Below are 23,018 nucleotides of genomic sequence, written 5' to 3'. Positions count from 1 at the left end.
TCGTATTCCACCACGAGCAGCTGACACGGCTCCTCGCGCCCCCGGATCCGGCGCGTCGCCGACTGACCCGCATGCCCGGTGAGGGGCAGGACGTCGCGTAGCATTGAAGAATGTCGAGTCCACAACAGAGATTGCCCCGTGACCAACGCCGCGACCAATTGGTGTCAGTGGCACGCTCCGTCTTCGCTACCCGTGGATATCGGACGACCTCGATGGACATGATCGCCGAGGCCGCCGGCGTGTCCAAACCCGTGCTCTATCAGCACTTCGATTCCAAACAGGATCTGTATCTCGCGCTCATCGACTCCTCGGCCGCACACCTCGACTCCCGTCTGGCGGAGGCGCTGGGTTCGACGTCCGATCCGCACGAGCAGGTCCGCGCCACCTACCGCGCCTATTTCGATTTCGTCGTCTCCCACCGTGAAGAGTTCGTCATCATCTTCAACTCGGATGTCTACGAGCCGAAGGCCGAGCAGAAGCTGCGCGCCCTGCGTGAGCGTTCGGCCGCCCGCGTGGTCTCGGCGCTGCAGAACTTCACGCGCCTCAACGACGACGAGGCCCAGCTGCTCTGCCGAGCACTCATCGGCACCGCCGAAGTCGTGGTCAAACAGCTCGACTCGCATCGGGGGGTCGATGTCGATTCCGCCGTGTCACTGCTGACTCAGATGAGCTGGGGCGGACTGCGGTCCTTCTCCCAGCGCTGAGCAGTCGCCTCCGCATCAGCCCAGAGCTGAATCCGACGGGAAGAAAACTCCCGTGAACTGACGTTAAGCTGAACACAGACCAGTCCATCATCTGCCACCTAGGATCCGCACAAGGAGCACCATGGAAATCAAGATCGGCGTCAAGCAGACTCAGCGGGAGATCACTCTCGAGACCGACGAGGACGCGAAGGCGCTTGCCGCGCGAATCGAGGAGAAGATCCAGTCCGAAGGGCTGCTGACGTTCACCGACACGAAGGGACGTCAGATCTTCGTTCCCGCCGGATCTCTCGGCTATGTCGAGATCGGTGCCGAAACCGCTCGTCGCGTCGGCTTCAGCGCCTGAGCGGCAGATCCCACCGCTCTCCTCGCAGCGACGAGACGGTCGGGAGGAAATGAAGACAGTCAGCGAAGGGCCCCGGTCGTGACCGGGGCCCTTCGCTGTCCGCGCGGTCATCGCTTTCCGCCGACTCCGGTGCCGGTCGGGGCGCCCGGCTGCGACGAGGTCAGGCGACGAGGCCGACGGCTGACATCCGCTTCGAATGGTTCGAGGTCACCGAGGGGATCATCTCGACCACGAGGTCTTCGTCGATGCCGAGGATCGGATCGGTGAGCAGGCTGCGAGCCCGACCGAGAGTCTCGGCGACGAGCTTGCGCCCCCACAGCGCCAGACGCGATGCCAGCTGTGTGTCCTCGGCCACCTCGGAGGTCAGACGATTGCGCGCATAATCGCTGGCCCGTGTATCATCGAGAATTGCAATAGCCAGGCTGTATCCGGGCTCCGCGAGTTCGTCCACAGCCGTGCGGTAGAAATCACTCATGATTCCGTCGAAGACGAATCCCTTCATGAGGCTTTCGTACCAGTCGCGAGGACGAGTCCTTTCAGCCAGAGTGCTGAAGGTCGGCTCGAAGTGCTGACAGAGCTCGATCACATCCTGGCCCATCTGATCGATGTGCTGTGAGAGCTGTTCGAAGTTCGCGAATGAATGAGAGGCCAACCGCGCCAGGATGACCTTGTCATCCAGATCCGCTGCGGTCGTCGCGTTGGTGGCCATACGTTCGAAACCGGTCAGCTCGCCGAACGCCAGAAGTGCGAGCGTCGCAGCATCATTCACAGCCAATGGGACAGAATCGGGCATAGCTCAAGACTACCGGTTCTGAGCCATGACAAGCGCACATGCGCTAAAAGGAGTTTGGAATATGGCGGAGACAGAAGCGGATTTCGCAGAGCTGGGAGTCGCCGGACCGATCGTGGCCTCGCTGGCCGCAGCAGGGATCACTCATCCCTTCCCCATTCAGGCGCTGACGCTGCCGGTGGCCCTCTCGGGCGCCGATATCATCGGGCAGGCGAAGACCGGCACCGGCAAGACCCTGGGCTTCGGCATCCCTCTGCTCCAGCGTGTCGTCGGCAAGACGGAGGACTCGTCGGTGACCTCCGATCCGGAGTCGACTCCCGACAGCCGGGCCGACACCGAGGAGATCCGCCTGCCGCAGGCTCTCGTCGTCGTGCCCACCCGTGAGCTCGCCAAGCAGGTCGCGGCCGATCTCGTCACCGCCTCCGTGCAGCGCGATATCGACATCATGACGATCTACGGCGGCATGGACTTCGACCCGCAGATCAGCCGCCTCAAGGCCGGCGTCGACGTCGTGGTCGGGACCCCGGGTCGGCTGCTCGACCTCTACGGGCGGAAGATCCTCAAGCTCCATCGGGTCCGCACCGTCGTCCTCGACGAGGCCGATGAGATGCTCGATCTCGGGTTCCTGCCCGATGTCGAGAAGATCATCAATGCGGTGCCCGCCCACCGTCAGACGATGCTGTTCTCGGCGACCATGCCCGGGGCGGTCATCACCCTGGCTCGCCGCTACATGAATCACCCCACGCACATCCGGGCACAGGACCATGAGGACCTGTCTCTGATGGGCAAGAACACCACACAGTTCGTCTACCGTGCCCATTCGATGGACAAGAGCGAACTCGTCGCCCGCATGCTCCAGGCCGAGGGACGCGGGCGCACCATCATCTTCACCCGCACCAAACGCACCGCCGACAAGCTGGCTGCCGAACTCGGCGATCGCGGTTTCGCCGTCCGGGCTCTGCACGGCGATCTCGGTCAGGCCCAGCGCGAGAAGGCGCTGAAGTCCTTCCGCGAGGGCAAGGTGGACGTGCTCGTAGCCACCGATGTCGCCGCTCGCGGTATCGACATCGACGATGTCACGCACGTGGTCAACTACCAGTGCCCCGAAGACGAGAAGACCTACGTCCACCGGATCGGGCGCACCGGCCGCGCCGGCAACTCGGGTGTCGCCATGACCCTGGTCGACTGGGACGACATGCCGCGCTGGCGGCTCATCAACAAAGCGCTCGGCCTCGACTTCGACGAACCCGCAGAGACCTACTCGACCTCGCCGCACTTCTTCTCCGACCTCGGCATCCCGAAGGGCACCAAGGGGCGTCTTCCACGCCAGCATGCCGAGGGCGAGGACGAAGCGAGCAGCGAGAGGAAGAGCCGCAGCTCCGATCGCAGACGCGGTTCCGGCCGGAGAGGCTCCGATGAGCGCCGAGGCGGGCCCTCCGATGGGCGCAGCTCGTCCGCCGGTTCCGGTGACGGGGAACGGAAGCCGCGTCGTCAGCGTCAGCGCCGCCGCACTCGCGGGGGCAAGCCGGTCAATCGGCCTCAGGGCGGCCGTCCGACGAGCGGAGCGAGCGAGGACTGATCAGCTCGCGCCACGCCACGCCCCCCACCACCTGGTGAGCCCCGCCCCCGGGTGAGCCTCGATGCCGGGTGAGCCCCGATCCGTCCCGCAGGGCCCCGACCGCACGGTCGGGGCCCTGCGTTCACTCTGTGTTCAATTCGACCCCCGATGCCGTTCAATTCGGTCTCCGATACTGACCGGACGCAATGTCATCGAGTACGAACGAGAGTGAGTCATTGTTCGGTTCACGCCGGTTGGACGAACAGTCCCCCGCAGCACCCACCCGGGTCGACTTCGCCCCCACCGGGGAACCCCTGCCGAGGCAGTCGCCACCGGCATCGGAGGCCCGCGCGGAAACGACTCCGCCCCGAACATCGGCAGGCAGCGCTGGGAATGGGAGGGGACATCGTTACGATGTCGACGTCATGCGCGTCCTCGCCGGACTGACCGTCATGGTCGGCCATTCCGGAGGAGTGCTCATCGGCCGCGCCGAGGAGGGCAGTGACGCCTGGTGGCTCGGACACCTCGCCGAGGCGGTCAACCCCTGGGCTGTGCCCATGTTCTTCATGATCGCCGGTTGGGCCGTGCTCGCAGGAGCACCTCCGCGCACCGAGGCGAAGATGTGGGATCGGATCGTCCGTCACCTCGTGCCGCTGGGCGCATGGTCGATCATCTTCGTCCTCGGCTTCAACCTCTTCGACTCCGATGAGGTCAACGTCCGCCACGACCTCGTGCGCAGCCTCCTCGAGGCCGGCCGGCCCGGTTTCCACCTGTGGTACCTCTATGCGTACATCCCGCTCATCCTCGTGTTCGGCACACTGGTCCTGTTCTGGAAGGGCCTGCGTCCGTGGAGGCTGGCAGCGCTTGCCCTCGTCCTCGCCGGATCGACCGTCTGGGCCCCCTTCGTACTCGAGGCCCTCGGCTCCGAGCAGACCGCGTGGAAATGGGGATTCGCGACCTATCAGGTCGTCTACTTCGTCATCGGCGCCTTCGTCATCCATCACGCCGCCGAGCTGCGCCCGCCTCTCTGGTCCCTGTGCCTGCTCTTCGCTGTCTCCGCCCTCGGCGTGCTGTGGTGGGAGTCTCGGAAGTCCTATCCGATCGAGAACGCGAACCCCCTCATCGTCGGTCTCGCGCTCAGCGTGATCCTCATCGTCTCCCGCCTCCGCCTCGGCAACCGGTCGAAGAGAGTGTTCACCCGCCTCGCTTCGGCCTCGTTCGGCGCGTTCCTGGTCCATGTGTTCTTCCTCGAACTCTTCTTCGAGCAGCTCTTCGACGTCGAGGCCGGACCGGCGCTTCTCGTCGTCCAGTATCTGGGTCTCCTCGCCGCCATGGCCGCAGCATCCTATGCACTCAGCTTCGCGTGGGGCAGGCTGCGCCTGCGCAGGATTCTCGGCTGAGCATGCTGTCTCGGCAGGGGCCGAGGCGCCTGAGTCATCAGCCTTGGATGAAGTCGACTCCCCTGGGCCGGGAAGCGGCACGGTCGAGCAGCCGGGCGAGCATGTGCTCGGTGGTGACGTGTTCGCCGAGGCGATTGGGTTTCCCCGTCCCGTGATAGTCGCTCGAGCCGGTGATGATGAGATCGTGCTCATGGGCGAGCCTGCGCATGGATTCCCGTTCCTGCGGAGGATTGTCCCGATGGTCGACCTCGAGACCGTCGAGGCCGGCGGCGATGAACTCCGTCATCGCGGAATCGGGGACGACACGTCCGCGCATGGCCGCGCGCGGATGGGCGAAGACCGAGACTCCGCCGGCTTCGCGGATGAGCCCGATCGCGGTGATCGGGTCGATCGTCGGCAACGCCACATGGTACTTGCCGCGACTGGACAGGATCGAGGAGAAGGCCTCCGTGCGGGTCTCGACGACACCGGCCGCCACGAGGGCGTCGGCGATGTGCGGACGTCCGATCGTGGCGTCCTCACCGGAGACCGAGAGCACCGCGTCCATGTCGATCGGATAGTCCTCGGCCAGGCGCTCGATGATGAGGTGCGTGCGGTGCAGGCGCGCCCGCCTGGTCTCCTGCACGACCTCGGCCAGTCCCGTGTCGTAGGGGTCGTGGAGGTAGGACAGCAGGTGCACGCTGATGCCCTCGTACCGACAGGAGATCTCCATGCCGCGGACGAGTCCGAGGCCGTAGACCCGTGCGGCGTCCTCTGCCAGCGTCCAACCCGCCGTGGTGTCGTGGTCCGTGATGCCGACGACGTCGATGCCTTCCATCGAGGCTTCGGAGATGAGTTCGGAAGGAGTCTGGGTCCCGTCCGAGAATGCGGTGTGCACATGGAGATCGATGACCATGGTCACAGTCTATCTGCATCTGTCGTTCCGTCTTCCCCATGCGGACCCCGAGTCAGCCGGGCCGCCTAGACTGGGAGCATGACAGAGCAGAACTCAGACACACCAGACACGACTCAGGCACTCGCAGACCGCGTCAACAACCGCTCACACCGCCCGAATTCTCAGGCCTTCCGCGATTTCGTCGCCTCCGGGTGGGATCGCACCCCGCTCAATGCCGAAGCCCTCGCCGCCGCCGGATTCACTCCCGCACGCCGTGCCCAGGTCTCTGCCGCCTTCCCCGGAGAACGGCTCGTCGTTCCGGCCGGCGGGCTCAAGGTCCGGTCGAACGACACCGACTACCGTTTCCGGGCGCATTCGGCTTTCATCCACCTGACCGGTCTCGAGGCCGATTCCGAACCCGACGCCGTCCTCGTCTTCGAACCCTCCGACGACGGCCACGAGGTGACTCTGTACTTCCGCCCCCGTGCCGGTGCCGACACCGAAGAGTTCTTCTCCGACTCCCGCTACGGCGAATACTGGGTCGGCCCGCGAGCGGACCTCGCGGCCATGTCGACCATGACCGGCATCGCCACGGAGAACTCCGCCATCGTCGACGACGCCATCACCAAGGACCTCGGGGCCATCTCCGTGCGTCTCGTGCGCCAAGCAGATTCCCGCATCGACGGAGTCATCGACCTCGCCCGGACCCAGGTCCAGGCCGACCTCGAGACTTCTGAGGCCGGGGACGCAGAACTGGCGCAGACTCTCTCCGAGCTGCGCCTGATCAAGGACGACCACGAGATCGCTGCTCTGCGCGAAGCGGTCGCCATCACCCGTGCCGGCTTCGACAACGTCGTCGCCTCTCTGCCGCAGGCGGTCAGACACCGTCGTGGAGAACGCGTCATCGAAACCGCCTTCGAGACCGCCGCCCGCTCCGACGGCAACGGGGTCGGCTACGACACGATCGCGGCATCGGGCAACAACGCCTGCACTCTGCACTGGATCCGCAACGACGGTCAGGTCAGGGACGGCGACCTCGTGCTCGTCGACGCCGGCGCAGAAGCCGACTCGCTCTACACTGCGGACATCACCCGCACCCTGCCGGTGTCCGGCACCTTCACCGAGGTGCAGGCGAAGATCTACGATGCCGTGCTCGCGGCCTCCGATGCCGCCTTCGCCGTCGCCGCCGACCACGTCAACCGGCCGGTGAAGTTCAGGGAGGTCCACGAGGCGGCCATGGAAGTCATCGCCGAACGACTCGAGGAGTTCGGCGTCCTGCCCGTCGCCGCCGCGGAATCGCTCTCGCCCGAGGGTCAGCAGCACCGCAGGTGGATGGTGCACGGCACCAGCCACCATCTCGGTCTCGACGTCCATGACTGTGCGCAGGCCAGGGCGGAGATGTACCTCGATGCTCAGCTCGAGCCGGGGATGGTCTTCACCATCGAACCCGGACTGTACTTCAAGTCCGATGATCTGCTCCTGCCGGAGGAGTTCCGCGGCAACGGTGTGCGCATCGAGGACGATGTGCTCGTCACCGTCGAAGGAGTGGAGAATCTCTCCGCCGGCTTCCCCCGCACCCGCGCGGAGGTCGAGGCCTGGGTGCAGGGCCGATGATCGACAGCGGCCACGACGCCGGGTCGGCAGCTGAGAGGAGCGCCGGCCCGGTCCGCGGCCGTGGGATCCTCGAGGTCCCGGGGATCGGTCTCGGTCACGCCGGAGAGTTCTCCCGACATCGGCTGACCGGCCTCAGCGTGGTGCTGCCTCCCCCGGGATCGACCGTCGGCGTCGATGTCCGCGGAGGCGGACCGGCCACCCACGAGACCGATGTCATCGCGCCCGGCACGCATTCCTACGGCGCCGACGCCATCGTTCTCACGGGCGGGTCCGCACTCGGACTAGCCTCCGTCAGCGGAGTCGTCACGGCTCTCGCCGAGGCAGGCCGTGGTTTCCCCGCCCCGGGGCTGGACGACACGGTCATTCCGCTGGTTCCCGCGGCCGCGATCTTCGATCTCGGTCGCGGTGACGGCTCCGTGGCCCCGCCCACCCCGGAGGAAGGGTCTCTGGCCGCACGTGCAGCGCTGTCCGGGGATGGCGGAGACACCGGCGCCGAGGTGGTGCCCAGGGGCAGCCTCGGGGCGGGCCTCGGAGCGCGTTCGGGCTTCCAGACCCTGCGCAGCGGGCTCGGCTCCTTCGCGATCCGTCTGCCCAGCGGAGTCACGGTCGCGGCCCTGGTCGCGGCGAACTCCATGGGCACGATCGGCACTCCGACCGGAGGATTGTGGCTGGACCCGCTGCTGCGCTCCTACGGCCTCGATCTGCCGGCTGTGACCGGCCTGCCAGCGGCGCCCGGTCCGGGCACCGCTGCGAAGAATACGACGATCGCGGTCGTCGCCACCGATGCGGCGCTGGATTCGGCGGAGGTCACTCGCATGGCGGCGGGGGCGCATGCGGGCATCGCTCGTGCCGTGCAGCCCTCGCACACCCTCTATGACGGTGACACGGTCTTCGGCATCGCCACCGGGTCACGGGCGCTGCCCGAAGGCTTCGATCACTCCACCCGGGAGCTCGTCGCCATCACTGCCGCGGCAGCCGATGCTCTGAGCCTGGCGATCCTCGACGCCCATGCCGCGGCAGCGCCGGACGAAGCCGGATGGGGGCAGCCGCCGACTCTCGGCGCCGTCTCACCCGACTTCGTCCGGGCATTCACCGCCCTGTCTTAGCTGCTGCGGGCCTCTTCGGAGTCCAGTCCCCTGCGGTCGTCTCCGGTGACCTTCTTCTCCTGGTGCAGGTCGAAGCCGTCGCCGCGCAGCAGCTTCTGCGATTCGCTGCTGGCCTGCGCCTCGTCCTCGACCACGGTGAACCGGACGGTCTGAGTGAACTCACGGCCGTAGCGGTCGGTTGCAGTCACCTCGGCGGTGTGGGTCCCCAGGTCGAGGTCCGAGGGGATCTCGGCTCGCCACAGGTGGGAGCTCGACTGCCCGACGCTGCCGGAGGTGCGCAGGTTCTGCGAAGCCGTGTACGGGTCGGTGTACTCCCAGCCCTCGGCCAGTTCCTCTCCCCTGCCGGGCTGCGTATGCTCTGCCTGGTCCGGCCTCTTGCCGTCGAAGCTGACCTCGACTCGGGCGTCCGAGGTTCCCGCCAGGAAGCTCGAGGTCAGGCAGGTGTCGCCTCGTTCGAGGTCCTTCCGCGTGACGACTCGCTCCGAGATCGGCTCCGGGGCCGGACCGGTCTTGTCCGCGTCCTGCCATTCCTGAGCTTTCTGCGCCCAGTCGCGCCACTGCGGTGAGTTCACGCCGAGCAGCAGCTGATGGTCATCGGACTCGTTGCGGACGGTGTAGCGTTCGCTGCGCGCAGCACCGTCGAACTCGAGCGTGAGGACACCGGGCTCCGAAGCGTCCGAAGTGAAAGCGTACGGCAGTCCGTCGGCATTCAGGCCTCCGGAGTACCAGTCGCCGGAGACCGCACCGGCCACGATCTGGGTGTGGGAGAGCTCGTCGATCCCGGCGTCGGTCCATTCCTCGCGCCTCTCTCCGGCCACGAGATTCTCCTGAGTGTGCGTGTGACCGCCCACGGTCACTGTGTTCGGATAGTCGGCGATGACATCGTAGAAGTCCTCGGCGTTGTCGACCACGACCTCGCGGTGGGTGAGGATCGGCGCATGCGTGGCGATGACGACGTGGGCGTTCTTCGGGACGTTCTTCAGATCGTTCTCCAGCCAGGTCAGCTGTTCCTCAGTGATCTTCTCCTTGTACTTCTTCTGATTCGCCCTGCCCTCGTATTCGATGCTGTCGAGGACCACGAAATGGGTCTTGCCGACGTCATAGGAGAAGTGGGCCGGACCGAACTGGTCGCGGAACGTGTCGAGAGCATGGGAGTCGTCGACGGCGTCGTAGTCCTGGTCGTGGTTGCCGGGCGCGACCCGGACGGGACCGTTCATCTGCGAGTAGATGTCACGCAGTTCATCGTTGAGGCTGAGGTCATCGCCCACATTGTCGCCCAGCAGCAGCACGCCGCAGGCGCCGTAGTCATCACGATCGGCCAGGTCTCCGACAGCACCATCGCGGGCATAGCCGACCTCGGTCCGGTCATAGGTCTGCGTGTCGGAGGCGATCGGGCAATTCTGCTCCGATTCCGCCGAGGCCTGGGACTCGATCATCGGGAAATTCACGGCCTTCGGGGTCGGGCCCGTCGGTTCGATTCCGCCGTACTTGAGGTCCCCGGAGCCTTCCGGCAGATGGTTGTAGCTGAACTGCGCGACCTTGTCCTCGTCGACGGGGACCTGCCAACCTGCGGGCTGGGTGACGGAGACGGTCATGTTCTCGCGCACCGGCAGCGAGTAGCGACCGGCTCCGTCGGTCTGAACGACGTCGACCCCATTGGACACTGCGACCCCGGGGATGCCGCGTTCGTCGCCGTCGAGTTTCGAGTTCTCATTGACATCGTCGAAGACCTGGCCGGTGAATTGCTCCGGATCGGCCGCTTGCCCCCGGTCGACCTGCACATGTCCTCGGTAGAGTTCGGCCGGCGCCTCGGATGCCACCGCCGCTGTGGGTGAGAGCAGCGGGGCGAAGAGCGAGAGCGCGGCGCAGGCCCCCAGACCTGCGACGGCTGTACGGGGATGGATTCGTCGTGCGTGCATGGATGTCTCCTGTATTCGACTGTGGCTGCATCTGCCGAGTCACGACGCTAGGGAGACCGAGCGACGCCGAGGTGAAGCCATCAGGACGGCTTGATGAATCGCCGTCGAACCGGGTTGCCGGGCTCATGCCCCGGCCGCTGCCTCCCGCGCTGCCGGCGGTCTGGCCATCGTCGATGGCCGTCAGCTGTGATCTGCGTCGAATTCGGCGGCTGCGGCCCGCAGACGCACGGCCACCACGTAGTCTGAGATCATGAGTGGTCCACCGAAAAGAGTCTTCGTCGCCCGGCTGGTCTCCGCCCCCGTCTTCGACCCTCTCGGAGATCAGGTCGGGCGGGTCCGCGATGCCGTCATCGTCTATCGGGCGACCATGCGCCAGTTCCCCCGGGTGATCGGCCTCGTCGTCGAGGTTCCGGGCAGACGGCGCGTCTTCGTCCCGATGGGCCGGGTCACCGCGATCGACTCCGGCCAGGTCATCACCACCGGTCTGGTGAATATGCGTCGCTTCGAACAGCGCCAGTCGGAGACTCTCGTCATCAACGATCTCCTCGACCGTCGACTGCGTCTGCGGGAGGACGATTCGCCCATCCTCGTCGAGGATGTGGGGATCGAGCAGCAGGTGAACAAGGACTGGGAGGTCACCCGCCTCTTCGTGCGTCGGGTTCCCGAACGAAGCGCCTTCGCGGCCTTCCGCCGCCGCGGCGAGACGAAGCAGATCGATTGGACCGACGCCGACCATCCGGCCGACTCCGAGGTCGACCAGGAGGCCACCCAGCTCATCGCCGCCTATCAGGACACGAAACCCGCCGACCTCGCCGATGTGCTCTTCGAGATGAACTCGGCCAGGCGGCTTCAGGTGGCGCGGGCCCTCGACGACGAGCGCCTCGCAGATGTCGTGGAGGAGCTGCCGGCGGAGACGCAGATCGAGGTTCTCACCGGCCTCGAGACCGAACGCGCCGTGACCGTGCTCGAGGAGATGGAACCCGATGACGCGGCCGATCTCCTCGGTGAGCTCAGCGACGAGCAGGCCGAGAGATTCCTCGCGATGATGGAGCCCGACGAGGCAGAGGACGTGCGCACCCTGCTGGCCTATGACGATGACACCGCCGGCGGACTGATGACCACCGAGCCGGTGATCCTCACTCCTGAGGCCACGGTGGCCGAGGCATTGGCGCATGTGCGCAGGGAGGATCTGCCCGCGGCATTGGCCGCGGCGGTCTTCGTCTGCCGACAGCCGGTGGAGACTCCGACCGGAAAGTACCTCGGTCTCGTCCACATCCAGGAGATGCTCCGCCACCCTCCCCACGAGGCCCTCGGCATCATGCTCGACACCGAGGTCGAGCCCCTGTCTCCGGACACTGCTCTGGGAGAGGTCGCGAAGCTGCTGGCCGCGTACAATCTGGTGTCGGTGCCGATCACCGACGAGAACGACCGCCTCGTCGGTGTGGTCACCGTCGATGACGTCCTCGACGAGCTGCTTCCCGAGGACTGGCGCACCACCGGTCGAGACGATCCCAGAAGGGGGTAGGCATGGCAGTCGACGATTTCGAGATCCCACGGTCGAGCAAGCGCAGACTGCCCAGCTTCGCCGTCTCCCCCGAGGCCTTCGGTCGCGGCGCCGAAGCGTTCGCCCGTTTCATGGGCACCCCGGCTTTCCTCGTTGGCATGACGGTCTTCTGCACGGTGTGGCTTCTGTGGAACACTCTGCTGCCCGAAGCGTGGCAGTTCGACCCCCGGTCGCTGAACTTCACTCTGCTCACACTCATCCTGTCGCTGCAGGCGTCATACGCTGCGCCGCTGATCCTGCTCGCGGAGAATCGCAGCACCGATCGTGACCGCGTCGAATTCGAGCACGATCGGCAGCGCGCCGAACGCAACCTCGCCGACACCGAGTACCTGGCCAGGGAGGTGGCGGCACTGCGCATCGCGATGCGCGAGGTCGCCACGCGAGACTTCATTCGCTCGGAGCTCAAGGATCTGCTCAAGGAGCTCGAGGAGGAGGCGAAGCCTGAGGCCGGACGGACCGCGACGGAGCCGCAGGAGACCCAGGGCGGCAGCGTCGGAAAGGATGACGGCGCTGAGCCCGAAGATGTAGGGTTGAAGCCCCGGGAGCGCTGAGCCGGGGAGGAAAGGACGTGGGCATGACTGGTCCCGATGTGGAGACAGTGACAGAGGCATTGACCGGCGTCATCGACCCGGAGATCCGCCGCAATATCGTCGAACTCGATATGGTCGACGACATCAGCATCGACGGTGGGAAGGTCACCGTCACGGTTCTGCTCACAATCACCGGGTGCCCGCTCAAGGACACGATCACGAGGGACACGAAGGCTGCGGTCTCCCGTGTCGAAGGTGTCACCGAGGTCTCCGTGGTCCTGGGCACGATGACACCCGAGCAGCGGAAGGCGATGAAGGAGAAGCTGCAGGGCAGCGGCACGCGCGAGATCCCGTTCAATCGTCCCGATTCGCTCACCAAGGTCTACGCAGTCGCCTCCGGCAAGGGCGGGGTCGGCAAATCCTCGGTGACCGCGAACCTCGCTGTCTCGCTGGCGGCCAAGGGACTGCGCGTCGGTGTCGTCGATGCCGACATCTACGGATTCTCGATCCCGGGCATGCTCGGTCTGTCGGGGAAACCGACCCGGGTCGACGATATGATCCTGCCGCAGATCGCCCACGACGTGAAGGTGATGAGCATCGGCATGTTCGTCCCGCCGAGCCAAGCCGTGGTGTGGCGCGGTCCGATGCTCCACCGCGCACTCCAGCAGTTCCTCACCGACGTCTTCTGGGGCGATCTCGATGTCCTGCTGCTCGATCTGCCGCCCGGCACCGGTGACATCGCGATCTCCGTGGCGCAGCTGCTGCCCGGCTCGGAGCTGCTCGTCGTGACCACACCGCAGTCGGCTGCGGCCCAGGTCGCCGAACGCGCCGGATCGATCGCCACACAGACGAAGCAGAGGCTGTCCGGGGTCATCGAGAACATGTCCTGGATGGACATGCCCGATGGCACCCGTATGGAGGTCTTCGGCTCCGGCGGCGGTGCCAGCGTGGCCGAGAACCTGTCCGCCACCCTGGAGCACGAGGTGCCGCTGCTGGCTCAGATCCCCCTCGACACGCGTCTGCGGGAAGGCTCGGATTCAGGCACGCCGGTAGTGCTCGGCAACCCCGACTCTCCGGCGGCGCAGGCATTCGATATCTTGGCCGAATCCCTGCGCAAGCGCTCGCGCGGCCTGTCCGGACGGTCCCTGGGACTCAGCCCGGTCTGATCCGCAATGCGTCGAATGCGCTGTCGGGCTCGGCTCGCTGACCACGGCACGGCCACGACGGAGCCCTCCCCCACCCCGATCCCCATCCCCGTGCGCTGCTGACAAGGATCTCTGCCCTTGGCGTTCTCCCTCGACCGACGAGACACCATCGTCTACACCGTGTTCGTCTTCGCCGATGCCCTGATCGTCCTCATCCTGCTCGCCGGCAGCATCGTCTCCCTGCACCGACCGAGTGAGCCTGCCGACGGCGCACCCTCCTCCGCCGACAGAGCCATCGCCGAGGCGAACCGCGCCCAGCTGTCGGCTGCGATGCGCAGCTATGCCGTCGTGGCCGAGAAGAGGACGCCGAGGATGAATGTCCATGTCTTCGGCCTGCCCGGAGCACCGTCGCTGAACTCGGCAATCGAGTCGAAGCTGCTGACCGCGGTCGAAGGATCCGGCGGATTCGCCGGCCGCGCCGCCTTCGATCCCCCGCAGACGGCCCCGGTCCACCGGTGGCCGACAACGAGTTTCAATCCGCCCATCTCAGCCTCCCCGGCGGCTCCGGCTGTCGGCGCAGCCTCCGAAGTTCGGACCCGCGAGGACGAGCCACTGTCCGAGCGCGCGCCTGAGCGCCGCACCATCGACATCGCCAGCACGGTTCTCACCTCCGGCGGCCGCTACATCGTCACAGCGCTGCGGCAGCGGTCACCTCGCCCGCGGACGGAGGTTCTGCTCACCGATCTCGAAGCCGATACCACGGTCGATGCGCAGAAGCTGTTTTCGATGCGCATCGACCCCGCTGAGATCTCGGTCAACGCCACCGGTGCCCTGACCGTCCAGGGCGAGACGGTCGAAGACGGGCTCCTCTCGGATCTGGGGAGGTCCGTGTCCGCGGCTCTGCGCACCTCGCTCGAACTTCCACAACCGGGCGACCGGCGGTCGCCGGACTTCTCCTGCGCCCTGCTGCCCTGCGTGGCGCTGACCTATGACGATGGTCCCGGACGAGCGAGCACCGAACAGGCGCTGCTCGATGCTGCGGACGCCGCGGACATCCGGCTCACCTATTTCCTTCTGGGCCGGAACATCGACGAGTACCCGCACACAGCAGAACGCATCGTCGCGGCCGGACACGAGGTCGACAGCCACACCTATCGGCATCCGCGATTGGATCGGACCGAGTCCGCGAAGATCCGCCGAGAGGTGCATCGCACCCAGAAGTCGCTGCGCTCCGTCGGGCAGACCGCGCAGCCCCTCGTCCGACCTCCCTACGGCGCCCTCGACAGACGCTCCGCGCACGTTCTCGACCGTCCTGCGATCATCTGGAATGTCGATACCGACGATTGGCGGGACAGGGACCCGAGAACGACGGTGAGACGGGTGAAGGACAGGACGCACCCGGGCTCGATCGTGCTCATGCACTCCATCCACCCCACGACGGTCGAGGCGGCGCCGGCGGTGTTCGCAGCCGTTGCGGACAAAGGGCTGTACGCCGTGACGGTGCGCGAGCTCTTCGACGGCATCGACTGGGAACCGGGCGGTTCCTACTTCTGCCGTGGCTACGCCGACGAACTGTGCTCGAATCCCGAGCATCCCTCGGTGCACAAGGACTGAAGGGACCGGCTCGGAGGTCTCAGGTGGCTTCGGGATCGAACGGAGCGCCGACGGAAGGATCCCGCAGGTCGATCTGAGCCTGGAAACGTTCGATCGGCGACTGCTCCCGCCTGACTTCGGCAGCGGTCTTCCCGGAAGAGGTCTCGATATCAGCCGCATCTGTCTCGGGGTCCGAAGACTCCAGCGCCGAATGTTCCCGGCGCTTGGACTCACGGATCGCAGCGTCCTCTTCGACAAGGGCTTCACGCACGATCCGCCGCGGATCGTACTGGCGGGGATCGAGCTTCTGCCAGTCGACGTCCTTGAAGTCGTCTCCGAAGTCACGGCGGACACTGTCCTTCGCGCCTTCGGCCATTCGTCGCATCTGACGGACGAGTTCACGCAGCTTCTGCGCATATTCGGGCAGGCGCTTGGGTCCGATCACGACCAAGGCCACAACGACCAGGATCACCATTTCGGTGCCGTTGATACCCATGAACATGCCACCCAGTCTACCGTGCACGGCGGTAGCATCGACTCATGGTCGGCACAGGTTCGCACACAGCATGAGGCGGGAGCGGCGATGGATGAGATAGCGGTCGAGCGGGTGTTGCGCATCGTCGAGCTCGTCCCTGCCGCCCGTGTCGTCGCCTACGGAACCGTAGGTGCCGTCGCCGGCTGCTCACCCCGGTATGTCGGACGGGTGATGAAGGAGTTCGGCTCCAATGTCACCTGGTGGAGGGTCGTCAACGCGGCGGGCGTCCTGCCCGACGGGATCCTCCCGGCGGCACGCATCCGATGGAGCCTCGAAGGAACACCGCATTCGCACCGACGTGTCGATCGCAGCGCATTCCTCGACCTCTATGAACTCGACGAGCTGTGGCGCGCTCACGGAACCGAGCCCGAATGCGGTTAGACTTGGGGGCAGTCATCAGCGGAAAGAGAGGGCCGATTGTCACGCGAAAATGCAGGTGATCTCACCTTCTCCGAACAGTACAACGGCCCCGACCCTCTGCTCGACGCCGCTCGCACGCATTCACACGAGTTCGGGCTCGTGCCGGTCTCCCAGACGACGGCGACGACGCTCAGCCTGCTCGCGCGACTCCTCACCCCGGTCGCCGCGGTCGAGGTGGGCACCGGCGTCGGCACGTCGACGCTGGCCCTGCTGCGCGGCATGCCCACCGCGGGGATACTGACGTCGATCGACACGAATTCCACTGCCCAGGGCGCCGCCCGCGACCTCGTCGATATGGCCGGCATCCGTCCCGGAAGGCTGCGGCTGATGAATGGGCGTGCCGAGGAGGTGCTCAAGAAGCTGGCTCCGGCGGCTTATGACATGGTCTTCATCGACTCAGAGCCGAGCAACCTCGAGCGGATGATCCAGCCTTCGCTGCGGCTGCTCGACGCACACGGCCTCCTCGTCATCCACCAGACGCTGCTCAAAGGCGCTGTGGCCGATCCCGTCGACCGCAGTCCGCGCACGCAGGCGGCCAGAGGGCTGCTCAACCGCATCGCCGGCCAGGAGGGTCTCCAACGAGTGCTGCTGCCCATCGGCGAGGGCCTGCTCCTGCTCCAGAAGACCCCCTGAATACGACAACAGCAGAGACCTCTGATCGGTCTCTGCTGTTCGTGCGGTTCTCAGCGGCCGCGGTCCCCAGGCCCTCCGCTCAGAGTCCCAGCGTCTCAGCCAAGGTGTCGTGCAATCCGGTGGCCTCGTCCCTGCTGAGCTCGATCACCAGTCTGCCTCCGCCTTCGACAGGAAGCCGCATCACCATGCTTCGGCCTTCTTCGGTCACTTCCAGAGGTCCGTCGCCGGTGCGGGGTTTCTGGGCTGCCATGTGAGCTCTTCCTTCCGTTGTCATGCAAAGACGGTCCACACCTGGTGCACCGAATGTTGTTCTTCGATTATTCCACGATCCGGTCGATCCGGGTAACTTTCGACGAAACGAGCGATCAGGGCGGCAGATCGGCCGGCGGGGTGAAGTGCCACAGATAGGCCACCCACACGATCTGGAGCAGAATATAGGCCACCAGCAGCGCGGCTCGGTAACCTCGCGAGCGCACCGATGCCAGGGTCAGAGCCATCGGGAACAGCGGCAGCAGCAGACGCAGGGTCGAGGTCTGGGGATTGAAGAAGATGAGCAGATAGATGCCGTAGCCGAGGCAGAAGAGCTGCATCGTCCGTCCCATACGCGCTCCCGCCGGGGAGAATATCAGCGCAAGCATCCCGGCGACGACGATGGCGAGCAGCACCGGACCCAACGGACCGATGAGGTTGATCGACTGGGCGACCCATTGGACGAGGAACGTCGTCTCTCCGGTGTGCCAGGCCGCCTCGGTGTCGGTGTAGGCCGTCATCGATCCGGTCACCCACCAAGCGTGGACGGGATGGATGAGGGCCGCCGCGCAGGAGAGCACGCCCAGGGTCCATGACCGAACCGCCTCGGCGGCGGGGTACGGATCGTGCCTGCGGCGCAGGAACCGGTCGATGAGGTGGAGCAACATGAAGAACGAGAAGGCCACACCGATCGGACGGGACAGGTCCATGAGGACGACGACCGGCAGCGCGGAGAGGTAGCGGCGTTCGACGACGAGGAAGAGCGCCATCGCCTGCAGCAGAAGCGTCAGGGATTCGGCATAACCGGTGGAGAAGATCGCTGCCGGCGGAAAGAACATCACGAGCGCCAGACCCATCAGCGCCTGGTCGCCGTCGACATACTTCCGGAACAGGTGGAGGATGACGATCGAGGCCAGTCCGGCGGCGAGCGTGGACACGATCGGTGAGATGATCTCGTAGCTGACTCCGGTCAGGTCCGACAGGGTGCTGACCACGGAGGGATGCAGCGGGTAGAAGGCCCACTGGTTCTCTCCCACAGCGCCGCTGTCGTCGATCGGCAGGATCCGCGGATAGCCTTCGTCCGCAACGCGTGCGTACCAGCCGCCGTCCCAGAAGTTGAGGAAGTCGTTGAGCGTCGTCGTCACCGGCGAGGACGACCAGTTCGCCGGGTCCTGCCGCTTTAGGACGGCGGCGAAGATCGACATGCTCACGACGCGGGAGGCGAAGTACACGGCAACGGCCTGGACCCAGACCGGCAGCGACAGGAACAGCGCGCCGAGACGGGAGAGTCGGGAGGAGTCGAAGGCTTCGCGGGCGAGGGTGATTCCGGGCAGGTCGGCAGGTCGGCTCATCGTTGTCCGGCAGCCGTTTCCGGTGCATCGGCGGCAGGGCCCCGATCCGAGTGCGCGGACGCCGGCCGATCCGTCGGCTCGACGGCAGGCGCGTTCGGCCGGTCCGCTGAGTCGGCGGCGGACAGATTCGGTCGGTCCGCTGAATCGACGGCGGACGGGTTCGGTCGCGAGTCCTCGGCGTGTGCGGATTCGAGTTCGCGCAGGCGTTCGCTCAACATCTGCATGGCCTCGTCGACATCCTCCATCCGATAGCCGCGCAGCGCCGGGCGGAAGGTCACCGCCTCCAGGTCCGCTCCCGTGAATCCCTCGGGAAGCCCGGTCCAGGGCTCTTCCGCCTCGTCGAGCGTCTCGGCTGAGAAGACGTTGAAGGTGGCCGCGACGACGAAGACGAGGACGAAGATCGCAGCCGCGACACCGATCACAATCCACACAGGCATGGCTTCATTTTCGCACAGTCGCGTGCACCGGAGGCTCAGCGCAGGCCGCGCACGGTGTGTTTCGGCTCGGCCTCGCCGGTGATCGCCAGAGTCACATCGATGGCATCGGCGGTCGCACGCACATCATGGGTGCGGATCAGCGCCGCGCCGCGTTCGACCGCCAGAGCGGTCGCGGCGATGGTGCCGTTGAGCCGATCCGGTGGGACCACGTCACCGATCGCCTCTCCGACGAAGTCCTTGCGTGAGATCGCCAGCAGGACCGCGTAGCCGGTGTCGGCGAAGCGGTCGAGTTCGCGCAGCAGACGCAGCGATTGGTAGGTGTTCTTCCCGAAGTCCGGGGTGGGGTCGATGACGATCCGGTCCTCGGGCACGCCGGCGGTGCGGGCGGCTGCGGCGAGTTCGCTGACTCCGGACAGGGTCTTGTCGACCACCTCCGCCGCATGCAGGCCGTACCGGTTGCGATGAGCATCTGTTCGCGGAATCAGCCCACCGGTGTGGGAGCACACGATCCCGACCCCGAAGCGGGCGGCCACCTCGGCGACCTCTGGGTCGACTCCCGCCCAGGTGTCGTTGATCAGACCGGCTCCGGCCCGGCAGGCAGCTTCGGCGACTTCGTGTCGCCAGGTGTCGACACTGATGAGAACGTCCGGGTGCGCGGCGGCGACGGCTTCGATGGTCGGGCACACGCGTTCGATCTCCTCGGCCGCGGAGATCTCCCGACCGCGGCCAGCGCGCACTCCCCCGACGTCGACGATGTGGGCGCCGTCGGCGGTGGCAGCCTCGACGGCGGTGATGGCTTCGTCGAGAGTCGCAGCGGATTCATAGAACGAATCGGTCGTGCGGTTGATCACGGCCATGATCGCCGGTGCACCCGGCCGAGCCTGTGCGAGGTCGAAAGGTGCCGGGCCGGACTGTGTGGCGCTGCTGCCTCTCACGGTCGGCTCCTGCTCGTCTCGGACGCAGCGCCGGTGCCCGGTCCCGGTCGGCCCGGTCCGATCGCTGCCACGACTTCGTCGATATCGTCGGTGAGGGTGAACAGGGACAGGTCCTTCGGACCGATCGCGCCTGCAGCCAGCATCGACTCGGTCAGCCAGTCGACGAGTCCCTGCCAATAGCGACGGCCGAAGAGCACGATCGGGAATGACGTCACTTTGCCCGTCTGCACCAAAGTCAGCGCTTCGAAGAGCTCGTCGAGCGTGCCGTAGCCGCCGGGCATGACGACGAAGGCGCGCGAGTACTTCAGGAACATCGTCTTGCGGACGAAGAAGTACCTGAAGTTCACCCCGAGTTCGACGTGGTCGTTGAGTCCCGATTCGAAGGGCAGCTCGATGCCCAAGCCGATGGACACTCCCCCGCCGTCGACGGCACCGAGGTTGCCCGCCTCCATGATGCCGGGGCCACCACCGGTGATGATGGCATTTCCGGCTGCGGCGAGACGACGGGCGATCTCACGGGTGTCCGCATAGGCCTGCGTGTTTGCGTGCAGCCGGGCGGAGCCGAACAGCGCCACGGCCGGGCCGATCTCGGCCAGCGACCCGAAGCCTTCGACGAACTCGGCCTGGATGCGCATCACCCGCCACGGGTCCTCGTGCGCCCAAGCGGCTCCCGAGCCCCGGTCGAGCAGACGCTGATCCGCCGTCGCCTTAGGCACCTGATCACCGCGCAGACGCAGCGGGCCCTTCCGGTAGTACCCGGCCGACGTGCTCGGAGCGGACTGTCCTCTGTCGTCCATCGGACTCACCGGCCCTCGAGGTAGCTGCACAGGATGCGGGTGGCCTGCTCCACCTCGGCGACTCTGACGTGCTCATCCGATTTGTGGGCATACAGCGGATTGCCGGGTCCGAAATTCACCGCGGGAACACCGAGTGCGCTGAACCGAGAGACGTCGGTCCAGCCGAGCTTCGGGGCCGGGGACAGTCCCAGCGTGTCGATGAAGTCCTGCGCGATCGGACGGTCGAGACCAGGCCTGGCGCCTTCGGCCGCATCGGTGACGACGAGGTCGAAGCCGGAGAAGAATTCGCGCAGGAACGCTTCCGCCTCGGCCGCCGACTTGCTCGGGGCGAAACGGTAGTTCACGGATACGCGGCATTCATCGGGCACCACATTGCCGGCGACACCGCCGCTGATGTTCACCGCCGACAGCGACTCGCGGTAGTCGAGTCCGTCGACCGTCACCGTATCCGTCTCGTGCTCGGCCAGCCGGGCGAGCACCTCGGCGGCGGCGTGGATGGCGTTGACGCCCATGAAGGCGCGGGCCGAGTGGGCGCGCACACCCGTGGTGACGACGTCGACGCGGATGGTGCCGTTGCATCCTCCCTCGACCGAGGCGTTCGACGGTTCGCCGAGGATCGCGAAGTCACCGCTCAGCCAATCGGGGTGGCTGCGCGCGACTCGGCCGAGTCCGTTGAGGGAGGCGTCGACCTCCTCGTGATCGTAGAAGACCCAGCTGACGTCGCGGGCGGGGCTGCGCAACGCGGCGGCCGTGGCCAGCTGCATGGCCACTCCGGCCTTCATATCGCAGGCCCCGCGCCCCCAGATCACCTCGTCGTCGGGGTAGTCCTTTCCGGTCATCCTCGTGCGCACGGGAGGCAGGTTGTGCTCGACGGGAACCGTGTCGAGATGTCCTGCGACGACGATCCGCTCAGCCCGGCCGAGGTTCGTGCGGGCGACGATGGTATCGCCATCGCGGAGGATCTCGAGCTCGGGTCCGGGTCCTGCGCTGATCCTCTCGAGCACCTCGACGACGGCATCGGCCAGGACGGCTTCGTTGCCGGACACGGATTCGATGGCGCACAGACGCCCCGTGAGCTCGGCCGGGTCATCGAGAGCGGCGAAGAGGGAGTCCCCCGGGTCGGTCGGGGACGCGAAGATGGAATCAGTCTCAGCAGATGGATCGACAGTCATGTCCCTTAGCCTAGTACTGCCGCCACCGACTAAGCTTGAGGCATGACAGAACGCATCATTTCCGCACGTGGCCTTGCCACGTCCCATTCCGACATCGTCCTCTCCGTCTGGTACCCCGCACTGAGCACGGGTGAGACCGCTGAGGCCGCCGAGGCTGCCGCCACCGCTCGCGCCGCCGACGACGGACTCGATGCCCTGGTGGGCACCGACGAGGCTCGCGGGACCTGCGCCGAGGTGGTCACCACCACGATCGACCTCGACGCCGGTCCCGCCTCGGCGGCGGACGCCTATCTGCGGCTGCATGCCCTGTCCCACCGCATCGTGGCCCCCAATGATGTCAACCTCGACGGCATCTTCGGCCATATCTCCAACGTGGTGTGGACCTCGTACGGCGCCTGCTCGCCGGAGGACTTCGAAGCGACCCGCGCCAAGCTGCTGGCACGTGGGCCGGTCGCCGTCTACGGACTCGACAAGTTCCCGCGCATGACCGACTTCGTCATTCCCTCCGGCGTGCGCATCGCCGATGCCGATCGTGTCCGCCTCGGCGCACACCTGGCGTCGGGCACCACGGTGATGCACGAAGGATTCGTCAACTTCAATGCCGGCACTCTGGGATCGGCCATGGTCGAAGGACGCATCTCGCAGGGCGTCGTCGTCGGCGACGGATCCGACATCGGCGGCGGGGCCTCCATCATGGGTACCCTCTCGGGCGGCGGCACCCACCGCATCTCCATCGGCTCGGGCAGCCTCTTGGGTGCCAACGCGGGAGTCGGCATCTCCATCGGCGATGACTGCATCGTCGAAGCCGGTCTCTACCTCACCGCCGGCACACGCGTCACCGTGCCGGGCGAGGACAATGCTGTGGTCAAGGCCGCCGAGCTCAGCGGACAGAACAACATCCTCTTCCGCCGGAACTCGATCACCGGCGCCGTCGAGGCGATCGCCCGCGATTCCAAGGGCATCGAGCTCAACCCCGATCTGCACTGAGCCGTCGGCAGTTCTGAGCTGACGCTGCGCTGAGCGGCCGGCACTATGCGGCCGGGGGCACTCATCGCCTTCTGCACGGGGCGCCCGCGGCGACGTGTTTGGCGACCTCTGGGAAGACGAGGGCGCGTTCACACGATGTGGACGCGCCCTCGCGGCATTCACCCCGTGTGCCCTGAAGGGGAAACTGCCATCGCGACGCGTTCCTGTCGTACCGACCCGTACCTGCCGCTCCGACCCGTTCCTGACATACCCGCGTGTTCCTGCGAGAGGATGTGCTGCCACCGGTGCGCAACAACACTGCCGGTGCGATGCAGCAGCAACGGTGTGGGACGCAGCGGGGCCTCGCCGAGGCGGCTCCTCC

The 23,018-nt window shown here is 66.4% G+C and carries 23 protein-coding genes; 13 read left to right on the top strand and 10 right to left on the bottom strand.

Annotated elements, in window-relative coordinates; all coding sequences use genetic code 11:
* Window positions 1-167: 167 nt before the first annotated feature.
* Window positions 168-704 (top strand): TetR/AcrR family transcriptional regulator, encoded by a 537-nt coding sequence (locus tag IIE29_RS09800; protein WP_343071862.1) that lies wholly within the window; start codon window positions 168-170, stop codon window positions 702-704.
* Between the two features lie 121 nt (window positions 705-825).
* On the top strand, window positions 826-1,047 hold the full coding sequence (locus IIE29_RS09795; RefSeq protein ID WP_209325063.1) for a DUF3107 domain-containing protein: 222 nt from the start codon (window positions 826-828) through the stop codon (window positions 1,045-1,047).
* A gap of 160 nt (window positions 1,048-1,207) precedes the next feature.
* Here IIE29_RS09795 and IIE29_RS09790 read toward each other — a convergent pair whose 3' ends face one another.
* Window positions 1,208-1,840, bottom strand: a complete 633-nt coding sequence (locus tag IIE29_RS09790; protein WP_209325062.1) for a ferritin-like fold-containing protein — start codon at window positions 1,838-1,840, stop codon at window positions 1,208-1,210.
* Window positions 1,841-1,901: 61 nt separating this feature from the next.
* On the opposite strand from IIE29_RS09790, the gene IIE29_RS09785 reads away from it, so the two are divergent.
* A complete protein-coding gene (locus tag IIE29_RS09785; RefSeq protein ID WP_209325061.1) occupies window positions 1,902-3,416 on the top strand; it encodes a DEAD/DEAH box helicase in 1,515 nt (504 codons plus the stop codon).
* Window positions 3,417-3,601: 185 nt separating this feature from the next.
* Window positions 3,602-4,795, top strand: a complete 1,194-nt coding sequence (locus IIE29_RS09780) for an acyltransferase (RefSeq protein WP_281389125.1) — start codon at window positions 3,602-3,604, stop codon at window positions 4,793-4,795.
* Between the two features lie 37 nt (window positions 4,796-4,832).
* Here IIE29_RS09780 and IIE29_RS09775 read toward each other — a convergent pair whose 3' ends face one another.
* Window positions 4,833-5,690 (bottom strand): PHP domain-containing protein, encoded by an 858-nt coding sequence (locus IIE29_RS09775; RefSeq protein WP_209325059.1) that lies wholly within the window; start codon window positions 5,688-5,690, stop codon window positions 4,833-4,835.
* 78 nt (window positions 5,691-5,768) lie between these two features.
* On the opposite strand from IIE29_RS09775, the gene IIE29_RS09770 reads away from it, so the two are divergent.
* Together IIE29_RS09770 and IIE29_RS09765 are read left to right on the top strand one after the other, a co-directional pair.
* Complete coding sequence (locus IIE29_RS09770) at window positions 5,769-7,283, top strand: aminopeptidase P family protein (protein ID WP_209325058.1); 1,515 nt, start codon at window positions 5,769-5,771, stop codon at window positions 7,281-7,283.
* Complete coding sequence (locus tag IIE29_RS09765) at window positions 7,280-8,389, top strand: P1 family peptidase (protein ID WP_209325057.1); 1,110 nt, start codon at window positions 7,280-7,282, stop codon at window positions 8,387-8,389. Before IIE29_RS09770 ends, IIE29_RS09765 begins: the two co-directional genes overlap by 4 nt.
* Here the strand turns inward: IIE29_RS09765 and IIE29_RS09760 are convergent.
* Window positions 8,386-10,308 (bottom strand): calcineurin-like phosphoesterase C-terminal domain-containing protein, encoded by a 1,923-nt coding sequence (locus tag IIE29_RS09760; RefSeq protein WP_209325056.1) that lies wholly within the window; start codon window positions 10,306-10,308, stop codon window positions 8,386-8,388. The genes IIE29_RS09765 and IIE29_RS09760 overlap by 4 nt on opposite strands.
* A gap of 250 nt (window positions 10,309-10,558) precedes the next feature.
* Between IIE29_RS09760 and IIE29_RS09755 the strand changes: the two genes are divergently transcribed.
* From IIE29_RS09755 to IIE29_RS09740, 4 genes are all read left to right on the top strand, one after another.
* On the top strand, window positions 10,559-11,833 hold the full coding sequence (locus tag IIE29_RS09755) for a magnesium transporter MgtE N-terminal domain-containing protein (RefSeq protein WP_209325055.1): 1,275 nt from the start codon (window positions 10,559-10,561) through the stop codon (window positions 11,831-11,833).
* Window positions 11,834-11,835: 2 nt separating this feature from the next.
* A complete protein-coding gene (locus IIE29_RS09750) occupies window positions 11,836-12,423 on the top strand; it encodes a DUF1003 domain-containing protein (RefSeq protein ID WP_246475864.1) in 588 nt (195 codons plus the stop codon).
* A gap of 23 nt (window positions 12,424-12,446) precedes the next feature.
* Entirely contained in the window at window positions 12,447-13,568 is a 1,122-nt protein-coding gene (locus tag IIE29_RS09745; RefSeq protein WP_209325054.1) for an Mrp/NBP35 family ATP-binding protein, read from the top strand.
* Between the two features lie 117 nt (window positions 13,569-13,685).
* Complete coding sequence (locus IIE29_RS09740) at window positions 13,686-15,161, top strand: polysaccharide deacetylase family protein (RefSeq protein WP_209325053.1); 1,476 nt, start codon at window positions 13,686-13,688, stop codon at window positions 15,159-15,161.
* A 19-nt stretch (window positions 15,162-15,180) separates the two neighbouring features.
* Here the strand turns inward: IIE29_RS09740 and IIE29_RS09735 are convergent, their stop codons facing one another.
* Window positions 15,181-15,642: a twin-arginine translocase TatA/TatE family subunit gene (locus IIE29_RS09735; RefSeq protein WP_246475863.1), complete on the bottom strand. Its 462-nt coding sequence runs from the start codon at window positions 15,640-15,642 to the stop codon at window positions 15,181-15,183.
* Between the two features lie 81 nt (window positions 15,643-15,723).
* Here IIE29_RS09735 and IIE29_RS09730 point away from each other — a divergent pair, with 81 nt between their 5' ends.
* Window positions 15,724-16,056, top strand: coding sequence for an MGMT family protein (locus IIE29_RS09730; protein ID WP_209325052.1), 333 nt, complete (start codon window positions 15,724-15,726; stop codon window positions 16,054-16,056).
* A gap of 36 nt (window positions 16,057-16,092) precedes the next feature.
* Window positions 16,093-16,728 (top strand): O-methyltransferase, encoded by a 636-nt coding sequence (locus tag IIE29_RS09725; RefSeq protein WP_209325051.1) that lies wholly within the window; start codon window positions 16,093-16,095, stop codon window positions 16,726-16,728.
* 79 nt (window positions 16,729-16,807) lie between these two features.
* Here IIE29_RS09725 and IIE29_RS09720 read toward each other — a convergent pair whose 3' ends face one another.
* The 6 genes from IIE29_RS09720 to dapE all read right to left on the bottom strand — a co-directional run bounded on the left by IIE29_RS09720 (window position 16,808) and on the right by dapE (window position 21,670).
* Window positions 16,808-16,978, bottom strand: coding sequence for a DUF3117 domain-containing protein (locus IIE29_RS09720; RefSeq protein ID WP_135538791.1), 171 nt, complete (start codon window positions 16,976-16,978; stop codon window positions 16,808-16,810).
* Window positions 16,979-17,093: 115 nt separating this feature from the next.
* Window positions 17,094-18,329: a hypothetical protein gene (locus IIE29_RS09715; protein WP_209325050.1), complete on the bottom strand. Its 1,236-nt coding sequence runs from the start codon at window positions 18,327-18,329 to the stop codon at window positions 17,094-17,096.
* Window positions 18,326-18,766, bottom strand: a complete 441-nt coding sequence (locus tag IIE29_RS09710) for a DivIVA domain-containing protein (RefSeq protein WP_209325049.1) — start codon at window positions 18,764-18,766, stop codon at window positions 18,326-18,328. Before IIE29_RS09710 ends, IIE29_RS09715 begins: the two co-directional genes overlap by 4 nt.
* Window positions 18,767-18,801: 35 nt before the next feature.
* Window positions 18,802-19,701, bottom strand: a complete 900-nt coding sequence (gene folP, locus IIE29_RS09705) for a dihydropteroate synthase (RefSeq protein WP_343071861.1) — start codon at window positions 19,699-19,701, stop codon at window positions 18,802-18,804.
* Window positions 19,698-20,498 (bottom strand): LOG family protein, encoded by an 801-nt coding sequence (locus IIE29_RS09700; RefSeq protein WP_209325048.1) that lies wholly within the window; start codon window positions 20,496-20,498, stop codon window positions 19,698-19,700. The genes folP and IIE29_RS09700 overlap by 4 nt, the downstream gene beginning before the upstream one ends.
* A 5-nt stretch (window positions 20,499-20,503) precedes the next feature.
* Window positions 20,504-21,670 carry a succinyl-diaminopimelate desuccinylase gene (dapE, locus tag IIE29_RS09695; protein WP_209325047.1) on the bottom strand — a complete coding sequence of 389 codons (1,167 nt, stop codon included), beginning with the start codon at window positions 21,668-21,670 and terminating at the stop codon, window positions 20,504-20,506.
* Between the two features lie 42 nt (window positions 21,671-21,712).
* Between dapE and dapD the strand changes: the two genes are divergently transcribed.
* Window positions 21,713-22,657: a 2,3,4,5-tetrahydropyridine-2,6-dicarboxylate N-succinyltransferase gene (dapD, locus tag IIE29_RS09690; RefSeq protein ID WP_209325046.1), complete on the top strand. Its 945-nt coding sequence runs from the start codon at window positions 21,713-21,715 to the stop codon at window positions 22,655-22,657.
* Window positions 22,658-23,018: the final 361 nt, after the last annotated feature.

The organism is Brevibacterium renqingii, assembly GCF_017808095.1.
In the GTDB taxonomy this organism is placed as follows: domain Bacteria; phylum Actinomycetota; class Actinomycetes; order Actinomycetales; family Brevibacteriaceae; genus Brevibacterium; species Brevibacterium renqingii.
This window is presented reverse-complemented; position numbering and strand designations above follow the sequence as displayed.